Origin of the sequence: Streptomyces sp. NPDC028635 (assembly GCF_040637635.1) — a bacterium.
Classification (GTDB): domain Bacteria; phylum Actinomycetota; class Actinomycetes; order Streptomycetales; family Streptomycetaceae; genus Streptomyces.
The window spans coordinates 23,727-44,740 of the sequence record NZ_JBEZWX010000028.1 but is presented as its reverse complement, the minus strand read 5'-3'; the positions used below and the strand labels follow the sequence as shown (position 1 = coordinate 44,740).

Below are 21,014 nucleotides of genomic sequence, written 5' to 3'. Positions count from 1 at the left end.
CGATCTCTCCTCACCTCGAGCCGCTCCGGCAGGCGGCGCTGATCGGGGACGGCGGCGCAGCGCCGGGAGCATCCCGGTGAGCGGGTCATGAGCGCGGCCGGCGGGTTCCGTGTCACCGCGCTGGGCGCCGAACACGCGGACCAGGTCCTGGAGATCTACCGGCTCGGCATCGACGAGGGCGACTCCACCTTCGAGACCACCGCGCCGGCCTGGGAGCAGTTCGACGCCGCCAAGCTGCCGCGGCACCGGTACGTCGCCCTCGACGCCTGCGGCCGGGTCCTGGGCTGGATCGCCGCGTCAGCCGTCTCCGACCGCTGCGCGTACGCCGGCGTCGTCGAGCACTCGGTGTACGTCCATCCCGCCGCACGCGGCCGCGGTGTCGGAGCGGCGCTGCTGCGGCAGTTGATCGCGTCCACCGAGGCCGCGGGCATCTGGACCATCCAGTCCGGCGTCTTCCCCGAGAACACGGCGAGCCTCGCCCTGCACCGCCGGGCCGGGTTCCGCGTGGTGGGAACCCGCGAACGCCTCGGCCGGCTCCACGGCGTGTGGCGCGACGTCGTCCTGATCGAACGACGCAGCCCCACCGTGTGAGCCGGCCAGTAGGCGGGGGCCGGACCGGGCGGTCACGCCTCCCGGGGAACCACCGGGCCCGGGTCGTCGAGCAGGTTCTGCGGCGTGGGCAGCGCGGACGGCGGCGCGCCGAACGCGGTCCCGGGCTCGGCGTCGGGATGCGGGTGGCAGGTGAAGCCGAGGCGGGTCATCGCCAGGGTGACCTCCCGGCCGGTGAAGTCCCGTCGGTCCTGCCGGGTGACCACTTCCCCCACCTGCTTCACCGGGTAGCGGCGCCGCCCGATCGTCACGGACTCACCCGTGATGGGCTCGGGCGCGACACCCTCCATGGAGGCCAGCACTCCGGCCTTGGTCAGCTCGAACGGATAGCGGGCGATGACACAGCGCATGATGCCTCCCGGGGAAGGGTGAACGGGCTGTCGGACAGGGGACGTTCCGGCCGGCTCAGCGGTGACGCTAGGCCGCCCGGCCCATGGCGGACCCGCGTCCCGAGCCACGCCGTGCCGCTTCACCGGCGGACCGGCCGCGACCGGAACGGCCACGGCGGGAGCGGGACGGCGAGGAGCCGGGAGCGCCGGCGCGACGGCTGGGTTCGGCGGCGGGCACGGCGATGACCACGGGGACGCCGGAGGGCGCCTGGGCGCCGGTGATGCGGCTCAGCTCCTCCTCCCCCGGACGCACGGCCGTGACGCGTGCCGTGACGCCGGCCGACGCGATCAGCCGCTTGAACTCACCGCGCTGCTCGGGGGTCACCAGGGTGACGACGGTGCCGGACTCGCCGGCGCGGGCGGTGCGGCCGCCGCGGTGCAGGTAGTCCTTGTGGTCGGTGGGCGGGTCCACGTTGACGACGAGGTCGAGGTCGTCGACGTGGATGCCGCGGGCGGCGACATTGGTGGCCACCAGCACGGTGACCTGGCCGTCCTTGAACTGCGCCAGGGTGCGCGTGCGCTGCGGCTGCGACCTGCCGCCGTGCAGGGCCGCGGCCCGCACCCCGCTGTTCAGCAGGTGCTTGGTCAGCCGGTCCACGGCACGCTTGGTGTCCAGGAACATGATCACCCGGCCGTCCCGGGCCGCGATCTCGGTGGTCGCCTGCCGCTTGTCCGCGTCGTCGACGTGGAGGACGTGGTGCTCCATGGTGGTGACGGCGCCGGCCGACGGGTCGACGGAGTGGACCACCGGGTCGGTCAGGTAGCGGCGGACCAGCAGGTCGACGTTGCGGTCGAGGGTGGCGGAGAACAGCAGGCGCTGACCGTCGGGGCGTACCTGGTCGAGCAGGGCGGTGACCTGGGGCATGAAGCCCATGTCGGTCATCTGGTCGGCCTCGTCGAGGACGGTGATGGCGACGTCGTCGAGGCCGCAGTCGCCGCGGTCGATGAGGTCCTTGAGCCGGCCGGGCGTGGCGACGAGGACCTCGGCGCCGGCCCGGAGCGCGCCGGCCTGCCGGCCGATGGACATGCCGCCGACGACGGTGGCGAGCCGCAGGCTCACGGCCCGGGCGTACGGCGTGAGGGCGTCGGTGACCTGCTGGGCCAGCTCACGGGTGGGCACCAGCACAAGGGCCAGCGGACGCCGGGGTTCGGCCCGCAGCCCGGTGGTGCGGGCGAGCACGGCGAGGCCGAAGGCGAGGGTCTTGCCCGAGCCGGTGCGGCCGCGGCCGAGGACGTCACGTCCGGCCAGCGAGTTCGGCAGGGTCGCCGCCTGGATCGGGAACGGCACGCTCACGCCCTGCTGGCGGAGTGCGGCCGGAAGGGCCGGCGGCAGGCCCAGCTCGTCGAACGACTCCACGGGCGGCAACGCGGGAGTGATCGTCTTCGGCAGGGCGAATTCACCCGAAGGGCGGGACGAGCCCTGTGCCGAGGACGGCCGACGGCCGCGGCGTCCCTGGGAACCACCGGAGGAACCGGATCCACCGGATCGGTTGTTTGTACGAGCAGAACGGGCACGGCTCATGCGAAATCTTCACGCTTTCCTGGACGCGGCGCGTATCCGTCAAGGAAATCGCGCGGCGGAAAAACAGCCGCGCGGAAAACCGCAGAACGAGCCGGAATTGAAGGGGGCGGACCGGGTCGGTCGACGACGCCCCGAACGACGCGAGCTGGGGCCCGCACCCCAAGGTGCGGGCCCCAGCTGCTGTGTGACGCGATGGTGCGCAGGTCAGGCGGGGACGATGTTCTCGGCCGTCGGGCCCTTCTGGCCCTGACCGACGTCGAACGTCACCTTCTGGCCCTCCTGCAGCTCGCGGAAGCCCTGGGTGGCGATGTTCGAGTAGTGGGCGAAGACGTCCGCGCCGCCGCCGTCCTGCTCGATGAAGCCGAAGCCCTTTTCCGCGTTGAACCACTTGACAGTACCGGTCGCCATTTTTTCTCCTTCGGGACGGTGTTCGAAGCCGCCCTACGCGGCTCCGGTCGCCGTGATGATCACCCCGCAGGAAAAAACTCCCGGCAACCACAACTGCAACTGACGTCGACACTACCATGCCGCTATCACCCCCGCACGGAAAAAATAATTCCGCTCAGCGCGCCGATACGGGAATATCTCGCGTCCCCCGACCCCGCGGCAGCAGTCCCCTTTCCCGGGGTGTCGTCACCGCGCCCCGGGCCGCGTGGCGGGCTGGAACCGGAAGGAGAGGGCCTCCATGAGCCGCTTGTGCCGGGTCTTCTGGACGGCGGCGATCCGCCAGCGGCCGTCGCCGTCGCGCACGACGGTGTAGGTGGCGAGCTTGCCGAGGCGCTTCGGCCGCCCCTTGGTGACGTCGCCGCGGGTGACGACCACCGCGGTGCCGGTCCCGTGGAAGCGGAGGTCGGTGATGTCCAGGGTCAGCCGGGTGCCCTTGAGGAACGTGTCGAAGAGGGCCTGGTGGGCGCGGCCGATCTCCTCACCGCCGTGGTAGACGGTGCCGACGAAGGTGACGTCGGTCGCGTCGTCGGTGAAGCACCGGCCGTAGGCGGCTCCGTCGCCGCGGCTCCAGGCCGCGCTGCTCTCGTCGAGAAGGGAACGGATCGCGGCGGCATCGCTCTCGCGGGCGGCCCGGAGGGCCTCGACAGGGGTGGGGGTCGTCACTTCTCTGCCTCCGGTTCGTGGACGTGCAGGACGTGGTAGCTTCGCAGCAGAAGTATCTGCTCCGAAGATTTCTCTTCCCTAAGGAAGAGAGTAGGGAAGGGAAGGACCCGTGTCAACGCCGTCCATGCGATCCGATGCGAGCGAGGTCTACCGCCGGTACCTGAGCGCCGTGATGCTGCACGGCCACGCCGGCGCCAGGGCGTGCGACCTGGGTGCCACCGACCTCTACGCGCTGAACATCCTTCAGCTGTCGGGCCCGATGTCCCCCGGCCGGCTGGCCGAACGCACCGGTCTGACGACCGGCCCCACGACCCGCCTGATCGACAGACTCGAACAGGCCGGCTACGTCCGCCGCGCCCCCGACCCCGGCGACCGCCGCAAGGTCGTCGTCGAACCGGTGGGCGAACCGGCCGAGCTGGACCGCGTCCTGGCCCCGGCACGCCAGAAGATCGGCGAGATCCTCCGCGGCTACGACCCGGAACAACTGGCCGTCCTCTTCGACTACTTCACCCGGTCCACCGCGGCCTACCAGGCGGCGGCGGAAGAACTGCGCACCACCCGCCCCGGCGACTGAGCCCGGTCGAAAAAGGCTGGGCAGCCCGAGGAACGAGCTGCTAGCTTGCAGTTGACCGTGACCGCGCCGGAGGAGGTGACACCCATGAACGCTGTATCGAGGTGGGTGCTCCCCCTTTCCGTCACGGTGTGCGACTGACCCAGGTGTCGTCCGGAGCGCCCCTCACAAGGCACTCCTGGAAGGCGAACACCTATGAACACTGTGACGATCACACGGCTCGACCCGGCCCGATGGGAGGCAGTGGCGGACGACCGTGTCGTCGGCCACGGGGATGTCTCGCACCGGCCCGACGGGCGGCTCTTCCTCAGCATCGACGTATGGCAGGACCCGGTCTTCGACCAGCTCGCCACCGTGATGCTGGCCGACCTCCCCGAGCCGCTCCACACCGTCGTCGGCGAGGACGACCACGAGCTGAGGTCCCGCTGGGAGCGGCTCGGCTTCACCGTCGGACGCCGTGAGCGGGAGTACGTCCTGCCCACCGACGGGCACGGCACCGGGCTCGGCGCGCGCCGGCCGGCCGCGGATGTGACGATCCTGCCCGCCGGCGAGGCCGAGGCGAGCCTGCTGCGCGCGCTGGACCGCGCGATCCGCGAGGAGGTCGAGGCCACCGTCGGCTGGCGCACCATGCCGGCCGAGGTGCTGCCCGGCCCGGCCGGATGCCTGCCGGTGGACCCGTCGAAGCACGCTGTGGCGGTCCGCGACGGCGAGTACGTCGGACTGGTCCGCGTCGTGCGGGTGCGCCGCCGGGCGCGGATCGGGCTGATCGCGGTCCGGGCGGACCGGCGCGGACACGGCATCGGACGGACGCTGCTGGCCCATGCGCTGGGCGCGTTGCACCGGGACGGCACCGACTCCGCCTGGGCCGAGGTGGACGAATCCAACACCGCGGCGATCGCGCTGGCCGAGGGCGCCGGCGGCCGGCGTTCGGGCGGCTACCTGGAGCTGGTGCGCCGATGACGCGGACGAAGGGCGTGGAGGTCGAGGGCACCGTCCTCGAGTGCCTGCGCGACGCCACCTTCACGGTGGAACTGGAGAACGGGCATCGCGTGCTCGCGCACATCAGCGGGAAGATCCGGAAGCATCACATCAAGATCCTTCCGTTCGACCGCGTGCTCCTGGACCTCAGCCCGTACGACCTGACCCGCGGCCGGATCGTCTACCGCTACCGCAGCTGAGCGGCGCCGCACCGGGACGACGGGCGGGGTTCAGTCCGAGCCGGAGCCGGAGCCGGAGCCGGAGCCGGGACCGCCCGCTGCTTCACCGGCGGCGCGGCGGTACTCGGCGTTGATGCGCTGTGCGTCCTCGAGCTGGTCCTCGAGGATGACGATGCGGCACGCGGCCTCGATCGGGGTCCCCTTGTCGACGAGCTCGCGGGCGCGCGCGGCGATCCGCAGCTGGTAGCGGGAGTAGCGGCGGTGTCCTCCCTCCGAGCGGAGCGGAGTGATCAGACGAGCCTCCCCGATGGCCCGCAGGAAGGCCGGGGTGGTACCGAGCATCTCGGCTGCCCGGCCCATCGTGTACGCGGGATAGTCGTCGTCGTCCAGACGATCGTTCAGTGGGCTGTCCGATGTCATGTCACCTCGCTGTGCAACGCGTCGAGGGGCCCCGGTGCCGTACGGCACCAGGGCCCCAAGGGAAATTCAACACCATCCGCCGCCACTGCCGGTGTGCCGACCTCCTGTTTCCGCAGCGCCGTCCTGCCGGCCGAGGGACATGCCGTGGACGACGGTGGCGAGCCGCGGGCTCACGGAGCGGGCGTACGGCGTGCGTGCGTCGGTGACCTGCTGTTCATGCGGAACTCTCCTCGACACGGGCGCGTATCAAGGAGTTTTCGCAGCGGAGTGCGGAGCGCAGAGGGCCGCGAGAACGGGCCGGAAAAAAGGATCGAACAATGATCGGGCGTACGGAATTCGGCCGTACGTTCCTCTGTCCTGTCATCCTGGAAAAAGCGAGCTGGGGCCCGCACCTCAAGGTGCGGGCCCCAGCTGCGAAGTTCTGCGCCGGTACGTCAGGCGGGAACGATGTTCTCGGCCGTCGGGCCCTTCTGGCCCTGCGCGATGTCGAACGACACCTTCTGACCTTCCAGCAGCTCGCGGAAGCCCTGGGTGGCGATGTTCGAGTAGTGGGCGAAGACGTCGGGGCCGCCGCCGTCCTGCTCGATGAAGCCGAAGCCCTTTTCCGCGTTGAACCACTTCACGGTGCCAGTAGCCATTGTGTTTCTCCTTCGGGAACGGTGTCAGGAATGCACCCTGTGCGCATTCCGTGTCGCCGTGATGATCAGCCGTCGGAAAAACCGTCTGGCAACCACACCTGCAACTGATGACGACAGTAGCACGTGAAGGTCGGCCCCGCGTGGTGCATAAATCCGCGCCGCTCCGTGGTGGCAGGAATAGTTGTGGTGCGTCGCAGCGATTTCTCATGTCGCGGCTACAGATATTGATTCGCCGGGGTGCAGTGTTGCCGCCGGCCGTTTCCGCGCACACCGCTGTGACCCGGTGCGAAGCCCCGTACCCGGCCGCCGCCGGGCCCGGCGGACGGGGGACCGGTGAGCAGCGCCGGACCACTGGCAGGGAGACGAAGGCCACACGGCACGGGGAGTCGGATCGGGACGCGGTTCCCGGGGCGCGAGCCGGGCGAGCCCGCGTGCCGCCAGTACGCCGCAGGTGACCGCCAGCGGCAGCTCCGCGCCGAAAGCCATCGCCAGCGCGGCCACCCGATCCGCGCCCGGGGTCGCCGTCATGGTGTCCAACCAGGCGTCGGCCACCAGCAGCGTGGCAGTGGCGGTGGCCGTGAGCGGGTGCAGGCGGTGGCCGCGGCCGGCCAGCAGCCCCGTGGTGATCAGACCCAGCGCCTCCAGGGCGTCCAGCCCGATCCAGACGAGGGGCCGGTCTCCGGGGGCCGTGACTCCGGGCAGGCCGCCGGCCAGGGCGACCAGCCACGGCAGCAGGCCCAGCCCGCAGACGACCAGCACCTGCTCCGTCCGGCACCGGCGGCGCGTCCTGCCGCCGGCCGCCCGGCGCGCGGCATCCTGCGGTGGACCGGCCGGCCGGCGCCCGGCATCCTGCGGTCGGCTCTCACTCGGCGCGCCCATGGGGTCGGCCTCCTCGCGTTCACGGCTCTTGCTCACGCCTTCAAGCCTGTGCAGCGCGGCGGTCGCCGTCAGTGACCCGCGTGCCCGTTCCGTGGTGGCACTAGCTACACCCCCGGAGCGGACACCTACGCCATGGATCGCTCCTCAGCTCGGCGCATACGGTCTCCCCATGCCTACAACTGCGCGTCTGCGGCGCGTGATCCTGCGGCCGCTCCGAGGAGCCGGACGCCCGGTCGCGTTCCTCGCCACAGGCGTCCTGATCCAGCTCGGCGTGCTGTTCGTGCTGGCACTGCCGTGGATGCTCTTCGTGCCGGTCGCGATGTGGGCCGTCCTGCTCGCGGTCTTCGTCCCGCCGGCCGCCGTCGCGCTGGCCGGACCGCTCATCACCGCGGCGCAGCACGGCCGTTTCCGGACCCGGCTCGGCGTGGACATCCCCTCGCCCCACGCGGGGCGCCGGCCCGGGCCGGTCGAGTGGATCCGCAGCCCGGCGGGACGGCGGCAGCTCATGTACCACCTGCTGGACGGCCCGCTCCTGGCGCTCGTGGCGGCCCTGGTCCTCCTGCTGTGGATCGCGGCCGGCGCGGCCGTCTCGGTCTACGCATGGCTGTGGCTGGTGCCCCTCGACTGGCGTGTCGGCCACCCCGGCTACACCACGTGGGCGGCCGCCCTCACCGCGGCGGGCACGGCTCTGCTGTACGCGGCGGCATGGCTGTCAGGGGCCCTCGCACGGCTCGACACCCGCATCGCGACCGTCCTGCTCGGGCCCAGCCGCGAGGAGCAACTGGCGCGCCGGGTCGATGATCTGACCGAGAGCAGGGCGGGCCTGGTGGACGCCGTCGACGCCGAACGTCGCCGCATCGAGCGCGACCTGCACGACGGTGCTCAGCAGCGACTGGTCTCCTTGGCGGTCAACCTGGGGCTGGCCAGGGCGACGCTCGGCGACCTGCCCGAGGACGCCCGCCGCGTGATCGACGAGGCGCACCGGGAGGCGAAGGAGGCGATAGAGGAACTGAGCGGCCTGGTGCGCGGGTTGCACCCGGCCGTTCTGGAGGACCGCGGACTGGATGCCGCGATCTCGGGAGTCGCCGGCAGGGCGCCCATCCCGGTCCGGGTGAGCGTGGACCTGCCGTCGCGGCCGTCGCCCACGGTCGAGGCCGTCGCCTACTTCGTCGTCTCCGAAGCGCTGACGAACGTGGTGAAGCACGCCGAGGCATCCAGGGCCGAGGTCTCCGTGGAACGGTTCGGGCCGACGCTGCTGGTCGTCATCAGCGACGACGGTGTGGGCGGGGCCGATCCGGCCGGGGGGAGCGGGCTGACGGGGCTGGCCAAGCGGGTCGCCGCGGTGGATGGCACCCTGTCGGTCGACAGCCCTGTCGGGGGGCCGACCGTGATGACCGTGGAGCTGCCGTGCGCGCTGTGATCGCCGAGGATTCCGTCCTGCTGCGGATCGGCGTGGTGAAGGTCCTGGAGATGGCCGGGTTCGAGGTGGTCGCCGAAGTCGGGGACGCCGAGGCGCTGTTGTCGGCGGTCGAGGAACACCGGCCGGACATCGCGGTCGTGGACGTCCGTATGCCTCCCGGCTTCACGGACGAGGGCGTGCGGGCGGCGCTGGTCATCAAACGCCGGTCGCCGGAAACAGCGGTCCTGCTGCTCTCGCAGTACGTCGAGGAACGCTACGCCGCCGACCTGCTGTCCTCGCACACATCGGGGATCGGCTACCTCCTCAAGCAACGGGTGGCGGACGTCGAGGAGTTCGCCGACGCGCTACGGCGGGTGGCGGCCGGCGGCACCGTCCTGGACCCCCAGGTCGTCTCCCAGTTGCTGGTGCGCCGCCACAGCGATCCGCTGGACCGGCTCACCCCCCGGGAGCGCGAGGTCCTGGAGTTGATGGCGAGTGGCCGCTCCAACGCGGGGACGGCCGAAGCGCTGGTGATCAGTGAGAGCGCGGTCGCCAAACACATCAACAGCATCTTCACCAAGCTCGACCTGCCGCAAGGGGACGCGGACCACCGCAGGGTCCTCGCGGTGCTCCGCTTCCTGGGCGTGTCCTGACACCCCTCCGGGGCGGAGGCGGAGCTTGCGCCTTGAATCGAGAAACGTCAACATAGAAGCATGTCGAAGCAAGAGTCGGCGGTGCTCGGGCAGGACGATCAGCCCGCACCCTGCTGCCCGGGCCTGGTGGCCGCTCCCCTGGACGAGGACCGGGCGGCCGCTCTGGCGAAGATCTTCAAGGCGCTGGGCGACCCCGTACGCCTGCGCCTGCTGTCGCTGATCGCTTCGCGGGTCGGCGGCGAAGTCTGCGTGTGCGACCTGACCCCGGCCTTCGAGCTGTCCCAGCCGACGATCTCCCATCACCTCAAGCTGCTGAGGCAGGCGGGCCTGATCGACTGCGAGCGCCGGGGCACCTGGGTCTACTACTGGGCGCTGCCCGGCACCCTGGACGGGCTCGCCGCGTTCCTCACCACCGCGCGCAACGTGGAGGCCACCGCGTGAGCGCACCGCTGGCGCGTCGTGCCCTCGCCGAAGCCGTGGGGTCGGCCGCCCTGGTCGCCATGGTGGTCGGCTCCGGCATCCAGGCCACAGAGCTGACCCAGGACGCCGGAGTGCGGCTGCTCGCCAACTCGCTGGCCACCGTGTTCGGACTGGGCGGGCTCATCGCGGTGTTCGGCCCGGTCTCCGGCGCGCACTTCAACCCCGTCGTCACGCTCGCGGCCTGGCTCACCGGCCGGCGCGCCCCTGACGGACCGACCCTCCGGGACGTGGCCGCCTACCTCCCCGCCCAGACGGCCGGAGCGATCGGCGGCGCCGTCCTGGCCAACGCCATGTTCGCCAGGCCCTTGGTGCAGTGGTCCGGCCACGACCGCTCCGCCGGTCACCTCTGGCTCGGCGAGCTGGTCGCGACCGCGGGACTCGTCCTGCTGATCTTCGGGCTCGCACGGACCGGCCGGGCTCACTTCGCCCCGCTGGCCGTGGCCTCCTACATCGGCGCGGCGTACTGGTTCACGTCCTCCACGTCCTTCGCCAACCCCGCCGTCACCGTCGCCCGCGCCTTCACCGACACCTTCGCCGGCATCGCGCCCGCCTCGGTCGGCCCGTTCATCGCGGCCCAGGCCGCCGGTGCGCTGGTCGGCCTGGCCCTGGTGGCCACCGTGTTCGCCCGGCCCGCCCCCACGCCGGCCACCCCCACCCCGGCCCCCGCCGAACCGGAAGCCACCACCCCCGCCGAACCGGTAGGCCCCGCCGCCAACGAACCCGAACGCACCGCCCCCGCCGAACCCGAACCGGCCGCCCCCGCCGGCCTCTGACCACCGCACCCCGAAAGACACCACCATGCCCTCTCCCGCCGAGCGCCCCTCCGTCCTGTTCGTCTGCGTCCACAACGCCGGGCGCTCGCAGATGGCGGCCGCCTTCCTCACGCACCTGGCAGGCGACAGCGTCGAGGTGCGCTCAGCCGGCTCCGCCCCCGCCGACACCGTGAACCCGGCCGTCGTCGAAGCCATGGCAGAACTCGGCATCGACCTCTCGGCCGAGGTGCCCAAGATGCTCACGGTGGAGGCGGTCCAGGCGTCCGACGTCGTGATCACGATGGGCTGCGGCGACACCTGCCCCGTCTTCCCCGGCAAGCGCTACCTCGACTGGGAACTGCCCGACCCGGCCGGGCAGGGCGTCGACGCGGTCCGCCCCATCCGCGACGAGATCGAGCAGCGCATCCACGCCCTGCTCACCGAGATCGCCCCGCCGAGCCGCCCCTGACCGCCGACGACCTGCGCCGCTGGGTGAGCCGGGGTCGTGTCGTCCTGCCGGAGATCACGCAGGACCACCTGGGCGCCGCCCAGTCCGTCCGTATCCGCTACGCGCGCTCGGCCTCGGCCTCGCCGACGCGGTGAACGTGGCACTTGCCGCCGACTACGAACCCCCGGGTCTTCGACCTGCTCGCGCTCTCAGCTGGGGAAGCGACGGCGCTTGGGTGAATGGCGGCTGACCTGGGTGAATACGTCGTGTCGGCACCGCTGTGCGGGCTTGTTCGCACCGCTGTCGACCGTGGTCGTCCGTACCTACGGGCACGCTCTGGGCACGGAAGCCACCCTCTGTCGAGCTATACGGCGCGCGGCGCTTCGCGCCGAGCGGCGGGCATGGCCTGACGGACTGATCCGGAGTTTTCCGTTGCCATTGCTCATCTGACGTTCGGAGATCGCATCACTGATGTTGGTGACATACTTTTCTATGTACATCACCAACATTGCGTAGGAGGTGCTCGTATGTCTGTGACCCAGATCGACATCGATGATGACGCCTTGGAGCGTGCCATGGCTCTGGCCAAGGTCAGGACCAAGAAAGAGGCGGTCAACCTGGCTCTGCGCTTCTACGCCGAACAGCAGGAGCGTGCGGCGCGCATCAGCCGTCACTTCGAGCGGGCGCGTGAGTGGGGTGCCGTCGAGGACGCCGAGCGCCTGCACCGGGCGGAGAAGCACCCCCGGTGATCTACTTGCTCGACACCTCCGGCCTGGTCCGGCTGCTCCGCGAACCAAAACTGCAGTCGGCCTGGTACGACGCGATCGACGCCGGTGCCATCGCATCCTGCTATGTGCAGCGAACCGAGTTTCTGTACAGCGCCCGGAACGGCCGTGAGTACGACGAGATCGCGGAGATGTTCACCGACCTCTATCCCGACGTGTCGGTGCCCAAGAACGCGGGGCGTTGGATCAGCGCGGTGCAAAACCGTATGGCCCAGGCCGGGGAGCATCGCAGCGCCTCGGCGGTGGACCTCGTCATCGCCGCCACCGCTGCCCACCACGACCTGGCTGTCCTCCACGACGATGCCGACTACGGGGCCATCGCCCGGCACGCAACCGATCTGCTCGAGCACAATGTCCACGACATCACCTGAGGAACTTTCCTCACGGGTTGTGGACGGGAACTTGCGAAGGTCGGCCATCGGGGCCTGAAGCGTCACTTGACGTGTATGGCGTGCCTGGCACGGCGTCAGCCGTCGTCGGAGAGAGGCGATCGCGTCCAGCCCGACGGCCGGGTCGAAGCCGAAGGCGCCTGCCGCTCTTGACAACAAACAAACCCCAGGCCGCTGACCTGGGGTTTCTCTCTGGAGCGGGTGACGAGAATCGAACTCGCGCTCTCAGCTTGGGAAGCTGATGTTCTACCATTAAACTACACCCGCGTAAGTTGCCGACGGCCTCCCGGGTCGGGTGGTGTCGGAACCGTCGCCCACTGTACCTCATCCCAGGCCCCCGGTGTTCATGGACGGGGGCCTGCGTGTGTGCGCGAGGGCGGGGTACGCGGCTGCGGGGGACCGGAGTTGGGGCGTACGGTGGTGGCGTGCCCGAGGGGCTGCGCGAGGTCGGAGTGCCGCCTGGAGGGCCGTCCCTTTCATCCCGTAATGTGTGGCCTCGTCGTCAGGGCAGTCCAGCCCGACGCGGCTCTTTGGGGAAGGGACTTCAGGACTTGATGGAGCGCACCCTCGTCCGTTGTGCCGACGGGCACGTGTTCACCGCCGCTTCGTTCCCGATGCAGCAGGCCGAGCGACTCGGTCCCGGACGCCTCGTCCGGTGTCCCCGGTGTGCCCGGCTCCGCAGCGCGGTGCCGGTCACCCTCGCCGGGAAGCGGTAGCGGAGACAAGCGGAAGCGGAGACAAGCGGAAGCGGAGGCAGGCCGCGGCGGCGAGAGGCCGTGGCGGAACCGCGGGAGAGATCGTCCTCGGCGTGCGGGACCCTCACGATTGGGGGGCTCCGCACGCCTTGCGTATCCTCGCTACGTGCTTCTCTCAGACAAGGACATCCGGGCCGAGATCGATGCCGGGCGGGTCCGCATCGATCCCTACGACACAGACATGGTGCAGCCGTCGAGCATCGACGTCCGGCTGGACCGTTACTTCCGGGTGTTCGAGAACCACCGGTACCCGCACATCGACCCCTCCGTCGAGCAGGCAGACCTGACCCGGATGGTCGAGCCGGAGGGCGACGAGCCCTTCATCCTGCACCCCGGTGAGTTCGTGCTGGCCAGCACGTACGAGGTGATCACCCTCCCGGACGACATCGCGTCCCGGCTCGAGGGGAAGAGCTCGCTCGGGCGGCTCGGGCTCGTCACCCACTCCACCGCCGGGTTCATCGACCCCGGCTTCTCCGGACACGTCACGCTGGAGCTGTCGAACCTCGCCACCCTGCCGATCAAGCTGTGGCCGGGGATGAAGATCGGCCAGCTGTGCATGTTCCGGCTCAGCTCGCCCGCCGAGTTCCCCTACGGGTCCGAGCGGTACGGATCGCGCTACCAGGGGCAGCGCGGCCCCACCGCCTCCCGGTCCTACATCAACTTCCATCGGACGCAGGTGTGAGCGCGAGCATGAGTGACGTGCGTGAGAATCTGACCTACGAACTGTTCGGCAAGGCCGTGCGCGAGCTCGCGCAGACCATCGCCGACGACGGCTACCGGCCCGACGTGGTGCTGAGCATCGCCCGGGGCGGCGTCTTCGTCGCCGGCGGTCTCGCCTACGCCCTCGACTGCAAGAACATCCACCTGGTCAACGTGGAGTTCTACACCGGCGTCGGCACCACCCTCGAGATGCCCGTCATGCTCGCCCCGGTGCCGAACGCGATCGACTTCACCGACAAGAAGGTGCTGATCGCGGATGACGTCGCCGACACCGGCAAGACGCTCAAGCTCGTCCACGACTTCTGCCTCGACCACGTCGCGGAGGTCCGCTCCGCCGTCATCTACGAGAAGCCGCAGTCGCTCGTGAAGTGCGAGTACGTCTGGAAGCGCACCGACGACTGGATCAACTTCCCGTGGAGTGTCGAGCCGCCCGTCGTGAAGCGCGAGGGTCAGGTCCTCGACGCCTGAGACCCCGGCGCCCGCTGCCGCGCGGCGCGCACGTGAAAGGCCCCCGGCGTCACCGCCGGGGGCCTTTCACGCGCCGGCAGGGCCTAGAACGTGCCGAGCTTCACGATCGACAGCAGCGCGATCAGCTGGATCGCCGACGCGCCCAGTGCCTTCGGCCACGGAAGGTCGTGCGAGCGGCTCACCATCAGGGTGAGCAGCGCGCCCCCCGCGGCCCACGTCGCCCAGCCGAGGACCTGCACGAACGGCGCGTCGCCGCCCGCGAACATCGCGACGACCAGGCGTGGCGCGTCCGTCAGGGTCATGATCAGCATGGACAGGCCGACCGTGGGCTGCCACGCCCCGTCGCCGCCGAGCTGGCGGGCCAGCGTGTGGGTGACCGCGCCGAGCACGAAGGACGAGATCACCATGGCCACGGCCGTCGTCAGCACGATCGGGATGGCGTTGGAGAGCGTGGCGTTGATCGCGTCCTGGCGGGCGCCGTCGAAGCCGAAGACGGCCAGCAGGCCGTAGAGGAACGTCACGATCAGGGCCGGGCCCCACATCGCGTAGTCCCGCATGCGCAGGAACGTCTGGTTCGGGGACAGCACGATCCCCTTCAGCAGGTCCTTCCAGTGCAGCCGCGGTCCGATCGGCCCGGCCGGGGCCGCGGCGCCGGCCTGGTAGGTGCCGCCCTGCGTGTAGCCCTCGTCGAAGCGTGCCTGCTCGTCGACGGAGAACGCCTGGGTATGTCCGGGCTGGTTCGCCGCGTACGGGTCCGCCGGGCCGGGGCCGTAGCCGCCGCCCGGGCCGCCGAAGTACTCCGGCTCTCCCTGGGGCGGGTGAGCGCCGGCCTGCGGCCACGGCGACGCCGGGCCGCCCGCGCCGCCCGGTGGGGGCGCCTGCGGGTAGCCGTACGACGGTCCCTGCGGCGCCTGCTGTCCGTACGGGGGGTGTTGCGGTCGCGCTTGCGGGGCACGGCCGTCCCGGCCGCCGCGTCCGATCCTGAATCCAGCCACGTCATCGAACGTACCTGGTTCCGCAGAGTGACGTGCCCACGGCCGAGTCCCCGGCGGGGGTTTGCGGCCGAGCTGTGACATCCCCTAAGGGTCCAACGCCCGGCACTTCGGGGCCCTTTCAGGGGCGGTTCCGGGCCAGGTGGCTCAACCTGCCGCCGCTCACCCCGCCCGACTCACGCCGGCGGCAGGAACACCCGTGTCGAGAACGTCACCGCCGGCCGTTCCGACACCAGCCCCCGCCGTGTCCCCGGATACACCGTCACCGTGTCCTGCGTCTCGCTCCGATACGTCCGTACGGCCAGGTCCGCCCTGCCGTCGCCGTCGAAGTCACCGGCGGCGACCACCCGGGCCGTGCCGTGCGCCGTGGGCCGCACGATGACCATCTCCCGCGCGGACAGGCCCGCCGGGCGGCCCCGGAACACCTTCAGCCGGGAGCCGCTGGAGACCAGCTCGCTCAGGCCGTCGCCGTCGAAGTCGGCGGCGTCGAGCACCGTGCCGGGGGAGTCGAGGGTGGCGCGGCGGGCGCCGGGCAGGTCGTAGCGCAGCGCCGTGCCGCCCATCGTGCCGATCGCCGCGTCCAGCGCCTCGCCCCGGCCGAAGCGGCCCAGGGCCACGTCGATGCCGTCCGGCAGCACGGCACCGGTGCGGGTGGGGCCGTCGGGGCCGCCCAGGACCACCGCGGACGTGCCGGATCGTTCCCCCGTACGGACGACGAGGTCGTCGTAGCCGTCGCGGTCGACGTCGGCGGCGGGGCCGGTGGGCAGGTTGCCGGGGGCCGGGATCGGCGCGGCGGCGGCGTGCGGGGCGCCCGTCCGGGTGAACGGGCCGCGCAGGAAGCTCAGCTTGCCGCCGGTGGCGTGCAGCGCGAGGTCGGTGTGGCCGTCGCCGTCGAAGTCGCCGCACACCGGCTGGTCGGGCCAGTCGTTGCCGGCCCGGGCGCGCGCCGGTACGGCGAGGACGACGCCCCGCCCGGTGAGGCCGCCGGGCGAGCCGAAGAGCAGCTGCAACGGCACCGGTGGCTGCCCCTGGCCGTCGTAGGGCGGGTCGGTGGAGACGACGAGGTCGGTGAAGCCGTCGCCGTCCAGGTCGCAGGACGCCTCCGCCTCGAACAGCGCGGGCAGCTCACCGCCGGCCCGGGCGGCGTGGGTGCGCGGGGCGAGCAGCTGCCGGGCGCCGGGGACGAGGCCGTGCGCGCTGCCGTAGACGATGCCGATGCCGGGGTCGTCGGTGTGCGGCTGGGTCTTGGCGAGGTCGTTGAGGACGAGGTCGCGGTGGCCGTCGCCGTTGAAGTCGTCGGGAACCTTGCTGCCGGTGCCGCGCGGAACCGGCAGGGGGGCGATGGCCGGGGCCGCCCGGACGGGCGTGGGCCGGTCCTCGGGGGAGGCCGAGCAGGCGGCGAGCAGGAGAAGACACCCGGTGGCCGCCGCGGACAGAGCCCCTCTTCGCACCCGCACCGGTCCACCCCACCCGCCCCGTCGGCAACAACCCCGCAATCATGCACGCGTTCGACCCCCAAGGACACCCCCAGCCCCGCCGTCGGCCCCGGCACAGCAGACCGGACCACGCGCCCCGGAGGGCACGCTGCGTCCGCCCGCCCGCAGGGCCGGCGCGCCCCCGGCAGGGGGTCGGCGGCCCCGGCAGGGGGCCGACACTCCTCCGGCAGGGGCCGGCGCGCCCCCGCTCCCCGTGGAGCGGAACCGCCCCGGCAGGGTGCGTGCCGGCCTGCGTGGGTCAGGATGGGGGCATGAGCGTTGTGAAGATCAATGTGCTGACCGTGCCCGCCGAGCAGCGGGAGGTCCTGGAGAAGCGGTTCGCCTCGCGGGCCCACACCGTGGAGAACTCCGACGGCTTCGAGTGGTTCGAGCTGCTGCGCCCCGTCGAGGGCACCGACCAGTATCTGGTGTACACGCGCTGGCGGGACGAGGCGGCCTTCCAGGCCTGGATGGAGGGGCCGATGAAGGCCGCCCACCAGGGCGGCGGCGAGGGCGAGCGGCCGAGGCCCGCGGCGTCCGGCTCGACCCTGTGGTCCTTCGAGGTGGTCCAGCAGGCGGCCCCCAAGGGCGCCTGAGCGACCCGGACACACGAACGACGGCGCCCCCTGCCTGTGCGGGTCAGGGGGCGCCGTCGGGCTTCGCGGTGCCGGGAGGCTACTTCACCGGCTCCGGCTCCGGCGCGCTCTCGGACTCGGCCTCGCCCGCCGGGTCGACCGGCGTCTTGACGGAGTCGAGGAGCAGCTGGGCGACGTCCACGACCTGGATGGACTCCTTGGCCTTGCCCTCGTTCTTCTTGCCGTTGACCGAGTCGGTCAGCATGACCAGGCAGAACGGGCAGGCGGTGGAGACGATGTCCGGGTTGACGGACAGAGCCTCGTCGACGCGCTCGTTGTTGATGCGCTTGCCGATCCGCTCCTCCATCCACATCCGCGCGCCGCCGGCGCCGCAGCAGAAGCCGCGCTCCTTGTGGCGGTGCATCTCCTCGTTGCGGACGCCGGGGACGGCGGCGATGATCTCGCGCGGAGGCGTGTAGATCTTGTTGTGCCGGCCCAGGTAGCACGGGTCGTGGTAGGTGATGATGCCCTCGACCGGCGTGACCGGGATCAGCTTGCCCTCGTCCACCAGGTGCTGGAGCAGCTGGGTGTGGTGGATGACCTCGTAGTCGCCGCCGAGCTGCGGGTACTCGTTGCCGAGCGTGTTGAGGCAGTGCGGGCAGGTGGCGACGATCTTCTTCGCCGACTTCGGCTTCGCGGACTCGGCGACGACCTTGCCCTCGTCGTCCAGCTCCTCGCCGAACGCCGTGTTCAGGGCCATCACGTTCTCCATGCCGAGCTCCTGGAACAGGGGCTCGTTGCCCAGGCGGCGGGCGGAGTCACCGGTGCACTTCTCGTCGCCGCCCATGATCGCGAACTTGACGCCCGCGATGTGCAGCAGTTCGGCGAAGGCCTTGGTGGTCTTCTTGGCGCGGTCCTCGAGGGCGCCGGCGCAGCCGACCCAGTACAGGTACTCGACCTCGGTGAGGTCCTCGATGTCCTTGCCGACGACCGGGACCTCGAAGTCGACCTCCTTGGTCCACTCCAGGCGCTGCTTCTTCGCCAGGCCCCAGGGGTTGCCCTTCTTCTCCAGGTTCTTGAGCATCGTGCCCGCCTCGGACGGGAACGCGGACTCGATCATCACCTGGTAGCGGCGCATGTCGACGATGTGGTCGACGTGCTCGATGTCCACCGGGCACTGCTCGACGCAGGCGCCGCAGGTGGTGCAGGACCACAGCACGTCCGGGTCGATGACGCCGTTCTCCTCGGCGGTGCCGATGAGCGGGCGCTCGGCCTCGGCCAGCGCGGACGCGGGGACGTCCTTCAGGGCCTCGGCGGACGCCTTCTCCTCGCCCTCCATCGTCTTGCCGCCGCCCGCGAGCAGGTACGGCGCCTTGGCGTGGGCGTGGTCGCGCAGCGACATGATCAGCAGCTTCGGGGAGAGCGGCTTGCCCGTGTTCCAGGCGGGGCACTGCGACTGGCAGCGGCCGCACTCGGTGCAGGTGGAGAAGTCCAGCAGGCCCTTCCACGAGAACTGCTCGACCTGGGAGACGCCGAAGACGTCGTCCTCGCCCGGGTCCTCGAAGTTGATCGGCTTGCCGCCGCTCGTCATCGGCTGCAGGCCGCCCAGCGCGGTCTCACCGGTCGCGTTGCGCTTGAACCAGATGTTCGGGAACGCCAGGAAGCGGTGCCAGGCCACACCCATGTTGGTGTTGAGGCTGACCGTGATCATCCAGATCATGGTCGTGCCCAGCTTGATCATGGCGAACAGGTAGACCAGGTTCTGCAGCGTGGAGACGCTCAGGCCCTTCAGCGCCAGGATCACCGGGTACGAGGCGAAGTAGCCGGCCTCGTAGTGGTCCACGTGGTGCAGGGCGCCCTCGAGGGCACGCAGCACGTAGATCGCGAGACCGATGATGAGGATGACGTACTCGACGAAGTACGCCTGGCCCATCTTCGAGCCCGCGAAGCGGGACTTGCGGCCGGGCCGCGAGGGCAGGCTGAGCAGGCGGACGACGATCAGCGTCGCGATGCCGAGCGTGGTCATCGCGCCGATGAACTCGATGTACATCTCGTACGGCAGGAAGCCGCCGAGCACCGGCAGCGTCCAGTCGGCCTGGAACAGCTGACCGTAGGCGTTGATGATCGTGGGCGGCAGCGTCAGGAAGCCGATGGCCACGAACCAGTGGGCGATGCCGATGATCCCCCAGCGGTTCATGCGCGTGTGGCCGAGGAACTCCCGCACCAGGGTCACGCTGCGCGCGTAGGGGTTGTCGGTCCGGCTGCCCGCCGGGACCGGCTGGCCCAGCTTGAAGTACCGGACGAACTGGCCGATGGCGCGGGCGAGCAGGGCGACGCCGACCACGGTCAGGGCCAGCGACACGATGATCGCGGCGAGTTGCATGGGGGCTCCTCGGGCCTGCGAGGGGTGAATCGACGGAGATTACTAAGCGGTAACTTATTCAGTTCGTCTGAGACTACCCCTATCTTCCGATGCAATGTAGCCAGCCGTTCGGTGATCTGTGTCGCTGAGGGTTGCCTTAAAGGATCACAGGAAAACGGCGGGCCCCCGGAAGCCGGTCGCAATCTGAACGTGTTATTCGTACCAAATTGGTACATTCACCTCTAACTTATATCCGTGCTCTACGGGATCGCCGCCGCCACCGCCGCCCTGCTGCTCACCGCCCTGCTCGCGGGAGCGCTCCGGACGCCTGCCCTGCGCCTGGGGCTCGTCGACCGGCGCCGGCGCACGCGGCCGGTGCCGCTGCTCGGCGGGGCGGCCATGGTGCTCGCCACCTGTCTGGTCGCCGCGGCCGGCAACTGGACCCGTCTGGCGCCGCTCGGGCACGGCAACGACCAGCTGCTCGTCGCGGGCGCCGCGGTCGCCGCGCTGGGCCTCGCCGCCGACGTGTGGCGGCTGAAGACCCGGTTCCTGCTGGTGGGGACGGTCGTGGCGGCCGCGTTCGTCGTGCCGTACGACGAGACGGGGGTGCTCGGCGGGATGCTGGGCGTCGTCTTCGTCGCCGCCGCCTCCCTCGCCTTCCGTTCACTCGACCACGCCGACGGCGTCGCCGGCACCGTGGGGGTGCTGACCGCCTTCGGGGTGGCGGCGTGCGCCGCGGCGGAGGTGATGGACGGGCTCGCGGTGCTGCTGAGTGTGCTCGCGGCCGCGCTCACCGGCTTCCTCATGCACGGCTGGCCGGCCGCCCGGATCGGGCTCGGCTCCTGCGGCTCGCTGTTCACCGGCTTCCTGACGGCCTCCGCGGCCGTGGTCACCCGGTCGGGCTACGACCTGACCGGCACCGCGGCCGTCCTCGGGCCGCTGGTCGCGCTCGGCGCCGCCGACATCGTCCTCGTCGCCCTCTCGCGGCGGCTGGCCGGACGGCCGCTGGCGCGCGGCGGACCCGACCACCTCGGCCACCGGCTGCGGCGGCTCGGGCTCACCGCGCAGGGCACCGCCGTACTGCTGGGCGTGGCCTCGGCCGCGGGGGTACTCGTGGGTGTGCTGGTGCACGCCGGGTGGGCCCGGCCGGGTGCCGCGCTGTGGGTGGCGGGCACCGCGCTGGTCGTCGTCCTCGCGCTGCTGCGGGTGCCGGTGTACCGGGCGCCGCGGAGGCGGGGGCCGGGCCCCGGGGCGGGGCCGGAGACCATGGCGCGAGCGCCCCGGCAGCCCGTCCCGACGAGTACGCGGTCCTCTTTTTCGCGGGTACAGCCACCGCGGCGGCCGCCATCGTCGCAGGTCAGAGCGCCATTGCGTGTAAGGAACGGATAAGACTTGAGTCGTGGTGACTCAGGTCTGTTGACCGAGCCGTGCGCCTCATGCACACTTGAGCCTGTTCCACTCAAGTC

25 protein-coding genes, 1 tRNA gene and 1 pseudogene are annotated in these 21,014 nt (G+C 71.1%); 16 read left to right on the top strand and 11 right to left on the bottom strand.

Annotation, left to right across the window (positions count from 1 at the left end; translation table 11 throughout):
• The first annotated feature begins 87 nt into the window (after positions 1–87).
• Positions 88–591 (top strand): N-acetyltransferase family protein, encoded by a 504-nt coding sequence (locus tag AB0E88_RS25820; protein ID WP_361634839.1) that lies wholly within the window; start codon positions 88–90, stop codon positions 589–591.
• 32 nt (positions 592–623) lie between these two features.
• On the opposite strand, the gene AB0E88_RS25815 is transcribed toward AB0E88_RS25820, so the two are convergent.
• The 4 genes from AB0E88_RS25815 to AB0E88_RS25800 all read right to left on the bottom strand — a co-directional run bounded on the left by AB0E88_RS25815 (position 624) and on the right by AB0E88_RS25800 (position 3,630).
• The gene (locus AB0E88_RS25815; protein WP_361634836.1) at positions 624–959 is read right to left on the bottom strand and encodes an SCO5918 family protein; all 336 of its coding nucleotides are present in this window, start codon (positions 957–959) and stop codon (positions 624–626) included.
• A 67-nt stretch (positions 960–1,026) separates the two neighbouring features.
• On the bottom strand, positions 1,027–2,520 hold the full coding sequence (locus AB0E88_RS25810; protein WP_361634833.1) for a DEAD/DEAH box helicase: 1,494 nt from the start codon (positions 2,518–2,520) through the stop codon (positions 1,027–1,029).
• 204 nt (positions 2,521–2,724) lie between these two features.
• On the bottom strand, positions 2,725–2,928 hold the full coding sequence (locus AB0E88_RS25805; RefSeq protein WP_361634830.1) for a cold-shock protein: 204 nt from the start codon (positions 2,926–2,928) through the stop codon (positions 2,725–2,727).
• Between the two features lie 225 nt (positions 2,929–3,153).
• On the bottom strand, positions 3,154–3,630 hold the full coding sequence (locus AB0E88_RS25800; RefSeq protein WP_361634827.1) for an SgcJ/EcaC family oxidoreductase: 477 nt from the start codon (positions 3,628–3,630) through the stop codon (positions 3,154–3,156).
• 124 nt (positions 3,631–3,754) lie between these two features.
• Here AB0E88_RS25800 and AB0E88_RS25795 point away from each other — a divergent pair, with 124 nt between their 5' ends.
• The 3 genes from AB0E88_RS25795 to infA all read left to right on the top strand — a co-directional run bounded on the left by AB0E88_RS25795 (position 3,755) and on the right by infA (position 5,379).
• Positions 3,755–4,204, top strand: a complete 450-nt coding sequence (locus AB0E88_RS25795; RefSeq protein ID WP_361634824.1) for a MarR family transcriptional regulator — start codon at positions 3,755–3,757, stop codon at positions 4,202–4,204.
• Between the two features lie 192 nt (positions 4,205–4,396).
• On the top strand, positions 4,397–5,161 hold the full coding sequence (locus tag AB0E88_RS25790; RefSeq protein ID WP_361634821.1) for a GNAT family N-acetyltransferase: 765 nt from the start codon (positions 4,397–4,399) through the stop codon (positions 5,159–5,161).
• Positions 5,158–5,379, top strand: coding sequence for a translation initiation factor IF-1 (infA, locus tag AB0E88_RS25785; RefSeq protein WP_361634818.1), 222 nt, complete (start codon positions 5,158–5,160; stop codon positions 5,377–5,379). The genes AB0E88_RS25790 and infA overlap by 4 nt, the downstream gene beginning before the upstream one ends.
• Positions 5,380–5,409: 30 nt before the next feature.
• On the opposite strand, the gene AB0E88_RS25780 is transcribed toward infA, so the two are convergent.
• The 3 genes from AB0E88_RS25780 to AB0E88_RS25770 form a co-directional block, all read right to left on the bottom strand.
• Complete coding sequence (locus tag AB0E88_RS25780; protein ID WP_361634815.1) at positions 5,410–5,778, bottom strand: MerR family transcriptional regulator; 369 nt, start codon at positions 5,776–5,778, stop codon at positions 5,410–5,412.
• Positions 5,779–6,212: 434 nt separating this feature from the next.
• Positions 6,213–6,416 (bottom strand): cold-shock protein, encoded by a 204-nt coding sequence (locus AB0E88_RS25775; protein WP_030648194.1) that lies wholly within the window; start codon positions 6,414–6,416, stop codon positions 6,213–6,215.
• A 204-nt stretch (positions 6,417–6,620) separates the two neighbouring features.
• Positions 6,621–7,331: a hypothetical protein gene (locus AB0E88_RS25770; protein ID WP_361634812.1), complete on the bottom strand. Its 711-nt coding sequence runs from the start codon at positions 7,329–7,331 to the stop codon at positions 6,621–6,623.
• Positions 7,332–7,464: 133 nt separating this feature from the next.
• On the opposite strand from AB0E88_RS25770, the gene AB0E88_RS25765 reads away from it, so the two are divergent.
• From AB0E88_RS25765 to AB0E88_RS25730, 8 genes and pseudogenes are all read left to right on the top strand, one after another.
• A complete protein-coding gene (locus AB0E88_RS25765) occupies positions 7,465–8,715 on the top strand; it encodes a histidine kinase (RefSeq protein ID WP_361634809.1) in 1,251 nt (416 codons plus the stop codon).
• Positions 8,703–9,347, top strand: a complete 645-nt coding sequence (locus AB0E88_RS25760; protein ID WP_361634806.1) for a response regulator transcription factor — start codon at positions 8,703–8,705, stop codon at positions 9,345–9,347. The genes AB0E88_RS25765 and AB0E88_RS25760 overlap by 13 nt, the downstream gene beginning before the upstream one ends.
• Before the next feature lie 60 nt (positions 9,348–9,407).
• On the top strand, positions 9,408–9,788 hold the full coding sequence (locus AB0E88_RS25755) for a metalloregulator ArsR/SmtB family transcription factor (protein ID WP_361634803.1): 381 nt from the start codon (positions 9,408–9,410) through the stop codon (positions 9,786–9,788).
• Positions 9,785–10,600 carry an MIP/aquaporin family protein gene (locus AB0E88_RS25750; protein WP_361634800.1) on the top strand — a complete coding sequence of 272 codons (816 nt, stop codon included), beginning with the start codon at positions 9,785–9,787 and terminating at the stop codon, positions 10,598–10,600. Before AB0E88_RS25755 ends, AB0E88_RS25750 begins: the two co-directional genes overlap by 4 nt.
• A 25-nt stretch (positions 10,601–10,625) precedes the next feature.
• Positions 10,626–11,048, top strand: coding sequence for an arsenate reductase ArsC (locus AB0E88_RS25745; protein WP_361634797.1), 423 nt, complete (start codon positions 10,626–10,628; stop codon positions 11,046–11,048).
• Positions 11,045–11,208 (top strand): annotated as a pseudogene (locus AB0E88_RS25740) (VapC toxin family PIN domain ribonuclease); the annotation flags it as partial. The gene AB0E88_RS25745 and the pseudogene AB0E88_RS25740, both read left to right, overlap by 4 nt.
• 346 nt (positions 11,209–11,554) lie before the next feature.
• A complete protein-coding gene (locus AB0E88_RS25735) occupies positions 11,555–11,776 on the top strand; it encodes a type II toxin-antitoxin system VapB family antitoxin (protein WP_361634794.1) in 222 nt (73 codons plus the stop codon).
• A complete protein-coding gene (locus AB0E88_RS25730; RefSeq protein ID WP_361634791.1) occupies positions 11,773–12,183 on the top strand; it encodes a PIN domain-containing protein in 411 nt (136 codons plus the stop codon). Before AB0E88_RS25735 ends, AB0E88_RS25730 begins: the two co-directional genes overlap by 4 nt.
• Positions 12,184–12,394: 211 nt before the next feature.
• Here AB0E88_RS25730 and AB0E88_RS25725 read toward each other — a convergent pair.
• Positions 12,395–12,468: transfer RNA gene (locus AB0E88_RS25725), tRNA-Gly, on the bottom strand.
• 594 nt (positions 12,469–13,062) lie between these two features.
• On the opposite strand from AB0E88_RS25725, the gene dcd reads away from it, so the two are divergent.
• Entirely contained in the window at positions 13,063–13,638 is a 576-nt protein-coding gene (gene dcd, locus AB0E88_RS25720; protein WP_361634788.1) for a dCTP deaminase, read from the top strand.
• An 8-nt stretch (positions 13,639–13,646) separates the two neighbouring features.
• Positions 13,647–14,144, top strand: coding sequence for a phosphoribosyltransferase (locus AB0E88_RS25715; protein WP_361634785.1), 498 nt, complete (start codon positions 13,647–13,649; stop codon positions 14,142–14,144).
• An 83-nt stretch (positions 14,145–14,227) separates the two neighbouring features.
• Here AB0E88_RS25715 and AB0E88_RS25710 read toward each other — a convergent pair whose 3' ends face one another.
• Together AB0E88_RS25710 and AB0E88_RS25705 are read right to left on the bottom strand one after the other, a co-directional pair.
• On the bottom strand, positions 14,228–15,220 hold the full coding sequence (locus tag AB0E88_RS25710) for a Yip1 family protein (protein ID WP_361634783.1): 993 nt from the start codon (positions 15,218–15,220) through the stop codon (positions 14,228–14,230).
• A gap of 92 nt (positions 15,221–15,312) precedes the next feature.
• Positions 15,313–16,593, bottom strand: a complete 1,281-nt coding sequence (locus AB0E88_RS25705) for a VCBS repeat-containing protein (protein ID WP_361634780.1) — start codon at positions 16,591–16,593, stop codon at positions 15,313–15,315.
• Positions 16,594–16,883: 290 nt separating this feature from the next.
• On the opposite strand from AB0E88_RS25705, the gene AB0E88_RS25700 reads away from it, so the two are divergent.
• Positions 16,884–17,207 carry an antibiotic biosynthesis monooxygenase gene (locus tag AB0E88_RS25700; protein WP_361634777.1) on the top strand — a complete coding sequence of 108 codons (324 nt, stop codon included), beginning with the start codon at positions 16,884–16,886 and terminating at the stop codon, positions 17,205–17,207.
• 79 nt (positions 17,208–17,286) lie between these two features.
• On the opposite strand, the gene AB0E88_RS25695 is transcribed toward AB0E88_RS25700, so the two are convergent.
• Complete coding sequence (locus tag AB0E88_RS25695; protein ID WP_361634774.1) at positions 17,287–19,569, bottom strand: (Fe-S)-binding protein; 2,283 nt, start codon at positions 19,567–19,569, stop codon at positions 17,287–17,289.
• Positions 19,570–19,803: 234 nt separating this feature from the next.
• Between AB0E88_RS25695 and AB0E88_RS25690 the strand changes: the two genes are divergently transcribed.
• Complete coding sequence (locus AB0E88_RS25690) at positions 19,804–20,937, top strand: undecaprenyl/decaprenyl-phosphate alpha-N-acetylglucosaminyl 1-phosphate transferase (protein WP_361634771.1); 1,134 nt, start codon at positions 19,804–19,806, stop codon at positions 20,935–20,937.
• Positions 20,938–21,014 lie beyond the last annotated feature (77 nt).

What these genes read in the sequence shown, in the direction of transcription:
- AB0E88_RS25805 (WP_361634830.1), bottom strand. Translation starts at nt 2,928, where the DNA reads ATGGCGACCGGTACTGTCAAGTGGTTCAACGCGGAAAAGGGCTTCGGC.
- AB0E88_RS25735 (WP_361634794.1), top strand. Translation starts at nt 11,555, where the DNA reads ATGTCTGTGACCCAGATCGACATCGATGATGACGCCTTGGAGCGTGCC.
- AB0E88_RS25810 (WP_361634833.1), bottom strand. Translation starts at nt 2,520, where the DNA reads ATGAGCCGTGCCCGTTCTGCTCGTACAAACAACCGATCCGGTGGATCC.
- AB0E88_RS25790 (WP_361634821.1), top strand. Translation starts at nt 4,397, where the DNA reads ATGAACACTGTGACGATCACACGGCTCGACCCGGCCCGATGGGAGGCA.
- AB0E88_RS25815 (WP_361634836.1), bottom strand. Translation starts at nt 959, where the DNA reads ATGCGCTGTGTCATCGCCCGCTATCCGTTCGAGCTGACCAAGGCCGGA.
- AB0E88_RS25765 (WP_361634809.1), top strand. Translation starts at nt 7,465, where the DNA reads ATGCCTACAACTGCGCGTCTGCGGCGCGTGATCCTGCGGCCGCTCCGA.
- AB0E88_RS25820 (WP_361634839.1), top strand. Translation starts at nt 88, where the DNA reads ATGAGCGCGGCCGGCGGGTTCCGTGTCACCGCGCTGGGCGCCGAACAC.
- AB0E88_RS25710 (WP_361634783.1), bottom strand. Translation starts at nt 15,220, where the DNA reads ATGTCACAGCTCGGCCGCAAACCCCCGCCGGGGACTCGGCCGTGGGCA.
- AB0E88_RS25775 (WP_030648194.1), bottom strand. Translation starts at nt 6,416, where the DNA reads ATGGCTACTGGCACCGTGAAGTGGTTCAACGCGGAAAAGGGCTTCGGC.
- AB0E88_RS25695 (WP_361634774.1), bottom strand. Translation starts at nt 19,569, where the DNA reads ATGCAACTCGCCGCGATCATCGTGTCGCTGGCCCTGACCGTGGTCGGC.
- AB0E88_RS25715 (WP_361634785.1), top strand. Translation starts at nt 13,647, where the DNA reads ATGAGTGACGTGCGTGAGAATCTGACCTACGAACTGTTCGGCAAGGCC.
- infA (WP_361634818.1), top strand. Translation starts at nt 5,158, where the DNA reads ATGACGCGGACGAAGGGCGTGGAGGTCGAGGGCACCGTCCTCGAGTGC.
- AB0E88_RS25755 (WP_361634803.1), top strand. Translation starts at nt 9,408, where the DNA reads ATGTCGAAGCAAGAGTCGGCGGTGCTCGGGCAGGACGATCAGCCCGCA.
- AB0E88_RS25795 (WP_361634824.1), top strand. Translation starts at nt 3,755, where the DNA reads ATGCGATCCGATGCGAGCGAGGTCTACCGCCGGTACCTGAGCGCCGTG.
- AB0E88_RS25745 (WP_361634797.1), top strand. Translation starts at nt 10,626, where the DNA reads ATGCCCTCTCCCGCCGAGCGCCCCTCCGTCCTGTTCGTCTGCGTCCAC.
- AB0E88_RS25700 (WP_361634777.1), top strand. Translation starts at nt 16,884, where the DNA reads ATGAGCGTTGTGAAGATCAATGTGCTGACCGTGCCCGCCGAGCAGCGG.
- AB0E88_RS25780 (WP_361634815.1), bottom strand. Translation starts at nt 5,778, where the DNA reads ATGACATCGGACAGCCCACTGAACGATCGTCTGGACGACGACGACTAT.